Source organism: Candidatus Obscuribacterales bacterium (assembly GCA_036703605.1).
In the GTDB taxonomy this organism is placed as follows: Bacteria; Cyanobacteriota; Cyanobacteriia; order RECH01; family RECH01; genus RECH01.
This window is the reverse complement of sequence record DATNRH010000585.1, coordinates 1-3,620: the sequence shown is the minus strand read 5'-3', so window position 1 is coordinate 3,620 and position 3,620 is coordinate 1. Positions and strand designations below refer to the sequence as shown.

The following is a 3,620-nucleotide window of genomic DNA, read 5'->3' as shown; positions in this document are numbered from 1 at the left end:
CTTAGAAGACTGGGAGGATTGGGACGGCTACGACGATCAGGAGAGCGATCGCCCCGATGAAGTTGCACCATCTATCTACGAAGTCCAGCGAGAGCCGGTACGCCGTCAGCAAAGCGGTACCCTTTACTCCTACAGCTATCGCAACGCAGAAGAAACTGCCCCAGAGTCTCCGTTAGATCCATCCTCCGAGTCATCCGACACCGTTCTTCAGGTAGACGTGGCCGACACCGACGGGGCTCGGGTCTTGATCCCGCCCTATTCATCGGCGGATGACGACGACCCACCCCCTCAAACCTAGTCAATCAGCCTCACGAGACGGTGCGTGACGGCTGCGTCTAACAGCCCCTACGACTAGACTCCTAATCGGCAATGACCCCAACCGTGTACCCGACAGCTTAACGTTTCGTAAACCACCATGCCATGTTGGGACGATCGCTCAATGATAAGCTAGCAAATGCGTTTAAAAAGACTACGTTAAGAATTGGAGTCGAAATGAGCGGATCGAATCAGGTTCCCTATTTGTTGCGGGCGGCTCGAGGCGAAGTACTGGATCGTCCTCCCGTGTGGATGATGCGTCAGGCTGGACGCTACATGAAGGTCTACCGTGATCTGCGCGAAAAATACCCCTCATTTCGTGAACGATCTGAAAATCCAGACATTGCCATCGAGATCTCGCTGCAGCCCTGGCGGGCCTTCCGTCCCGATGGGGTGATCATGTTCTCCGATATTTTGACCCCCCTGCCCGGAATCGGCATTCCCTTTGAGATTATCGAGAGCAAGGGGCCGATCATCGACAATCCCATCCGCACCCTAGAGCAGGTGAACCAACTGCACAGTCTAGAGCCGGATGAATCAACCCCGTTTATCCGCACGATTCTGCAAACCCTGCGCCAAGAAGTGGGCAATGAAGCCACCGTGCTTGGCTTTGCTGGATCGCCTTGGACGTTGGCCGCCTATGCCGTGGAAGGCAAAAGCTCCAAAGACTACGCGGTGATTAAGCACTTGGCCTTCACCCAGCCCGAGATTCTCCACGCCTTCCTCGGTAAGTTGGCAGATGCGATCGCTGTTTATCTATGCCATCAGATTGACTGTGGCGCTCAGGTGGTGCAGTTATTTGACTCCTGGGCTGGTCAACTGAGCCCGCAGGACTACGACGTCTTTGCCCTGCCCTACCAGCAGCAGGTCATCCGTCAGGTCAAAGCGGTTCACCCTGATACGCCCATGATTCTCTACATCAGCGGTAGCGCTGGCGTTCTAGAGCGCATGGGTCAATCGGGCGTTGATATCGTCAGCGTAGACTGGACGGTGGACATGGCCGATGCTCGCCGTCGCCTAGGCCCCAACATTGGCGTTCAGGGCAATATCGATCCTGGCGTGCTGTTTGGCTCCAAAGCCGTCATCCGCGATCGCATTATTGACACCATCCGCAAGGCTGGCAACCGGGGGCATATTCTCAACCTTGGTCACGGCATCCTCCAGCGCACGCCCGAAGAAAATGCCGCCTTCTTCTTTGAGACGGCAAAGCAAGCGGATCAACTGCTCGCAACCACCTGACGGTGACCCTAGTGGGTTGAATAATGCTATGGATGGCGATCGCTCGGTCGCCATCCATGCTTGTTTTGGCGTATGCTAGCGTGGTCTGCGTAACGGATAATCTATGACCTTTTCAGCACCTCCTAAATCTCCTGCACCTCAACGGATTTTTATCACCGGCGCGAGTGGCTGCATTGGGCACTACATTACCGAACTGTTGATTCAACAAACCTCCCACGAGCTCTATCTGCTGGTGCGAGATCCGGCTAAGCTCCAGCTGAATCTAGAGGTGCGATCGGGCATTCATGTGATCACCGGTGATCTCTACCAGATCGAAGATCATCGAGAGCTGCTCAGCACCATCGATACCGCCATCCTGATTGCGACGGCCTGGGGCGGCGAGCAGCGCGCCTACGACATTAACGTCACCAAAACTTTGCAACTCATGAGCTTGTTGGATGCCCAGCGCTGCCAGCAGGTGATTTATTTTTCCACCGCCAGTATCCTAGGTCGCGATCATCAGCCCCTGCCCCAAGCGGGACAGATGGGCACTGGCTATGTGCGATCAAAATATATCTGTCATCAGCGACTGCCCCAGTTAGCGATCGCCCCCAAGGTCACGACCCTCTTCCCCACCCTCGTCTTCGGTGGCGATGAGCAAAAACCCTACTCGCAGATCTCCGCCGGGCTGCCCGAGGTTATTCAGTGGATGGGACTGATTCGCTTCCTGAGTGCCGACGGCAGCTTTCATATCACCCATGCCCAAGACATTGCCCAAGTCGTCACCTACTTAGTGGAGCATCCACCTGAGCCTGGCAAGTCCCGCGAATGGGTGCTGGGCAACGATCCCCTCACCGCCGATCAAGCGATCGCCCAAATCTGTCGTTATCTGAACCAGCGTATTTATTTTCGGATTCCCCTCTCGATTCATCTGGCAAACATCCTCATTCGCATCTTTCGCATTCAGATGGAAGCCTGGGATCGCTTTTGCCTAGACTATCGCCACTTTGTCTATCAAAATCCCATGAATCCCACGGTTCTAGGATTACCCCATTACTGCACCAGCATTGCTGACCTATTAAAAATCAACGGCATTGATCCGAAACGCACCTAGTAGAGCATCCAGCGGTTAACCTCACAAAAAACCAGACCCATGGTGGATCTGGCTGGCTTTAACCCATATTGCCTGAGGAATGGTTAGCGGAGTAACCATCCCTCAGAAATACTGGATGGCTAGATAGCCTCTAGGTTTTTCTCGCCGGTGCGAATCCGAATAATCGAATCCACAGAGGTGACAAAGATCTTGCCATCTCCAATTTCCCCGGTGCGGGCCGCCAAGATGATCTTATCGACCACCATATCAACCTGATCGTCTTCGACTACAATCTCAATTTTGAGCTTTTGTAGAAACTCCACCGTATATTCAGAACCACGATAGCGCTCGGTCTGACCCTTTTGCCGACCAAATCCGCGTACTTCTGAAACGGTCATCCCTACGATGCCAGCATTGACGAGGGCAATCTTCACTTCATCTAGCTTGAAGGGACGGATGATTGCTTCAACTTTCTTCATAAGCCTTCCATGACTCCTAATCAAATTCTTCAACAAGGTTATTCCCTTGAGGATCATAGGCTACCTATCTTCATGGGGAAGATAGGTTCCATACGCTTTCCTGCCCGTGCAGAAGAGCAATCGATCCTTGTACGGACATAGACCTCATTGTTACCCTAAACAGCGGCAACAAAACCGCTTAACCGTAACGCTTACCCACTGCAATAGCAAACCTAGAGGATGCCCAGTGACTTGACTGGTTGTAGCACCGTGCGCTCACGGTGTTTTGTAGTGATTGATACGGTTTGCTCTCCTTTGTATTCTCTCATCAAATTCCCCTAGCTCAACCGTCTTGACTTCAGCGTTTGGTGACCTAGGGCGATCGCTCCTCCATCTGTTCATCGGCTGGAGTTAGGTTGCTAGGCAGAATGGCAGTCTAAACCGGCAGCACCTTGCCCCGCAGCTTGGGCGGAGCCGTGAGCTGATAGCGATCGAGCAGGGTGGGCAAAATGTCGTAAATCTGGGCTTGGTCGAGC

4 protein-coding genes are annotated in these 3,620 nt (G+C 53.4%); 3 read left to right on the top strand and 1 reads right to left on the bottom strand.

From position 1 onward, the window contains the following. The 3 genes from V6D20_12395 to V6D20_12385 form a co-directional block, all read left to right on the top strand. A partial coding sequence (locus V6D20_12395) for a hypothetical protein (GenBank protein ID HEY9816579.1) occupies nucleotides 1-298 on the top strand: 298 nt, incomplete at its 5' end. A gap of 194 nt (nucleotides 299-492) precedes the next feature. Beyond that, a complete protein-coding gene (hemE, locus tag V6D20_12390) occupies nucleotides 493-1,554 on the top strand; it encodes a uroporphyrinogen decarboxylase (protein ID HEY9816578.1) in 1,062 nt (353 codons plus the stop codon). A gap of 103 nt (nucleotides 1,555-1,657) precedes the next feature. Continuing rightward, nucleotides 1,658-2,647 (top strand): NAD(P)-dependent oxidoreductase, encoded by a 990-nt coding sequence (locus tag V6D20_12385; GenBank protein HEY9816577.1) that lies wholly within the window; start codon nucleotides 1,658-1,660, stop codon nucleotides 2,645-2,647. A 119-nt stretch (nucleotides 2,648-2,766) separates the two neighbouring features. On the opposite strand, the gene V6D20_12380 is transcribed toward V6D20_12385, so the two are convergent. After that, on the bottom strand, nucleotides 2,767-3,105 hold the full coding sequence (locus V6D20_12380) for a P-II family nitrogen regulator (protein ID HEY9816576.1): 339 nt from the start codon (nucleotides 3,103-3,105) through the stop codon (nucleotides 2,767-2,769). Nucleotides 3,106-3,620 lie beyond the last annotated feature (515 nt).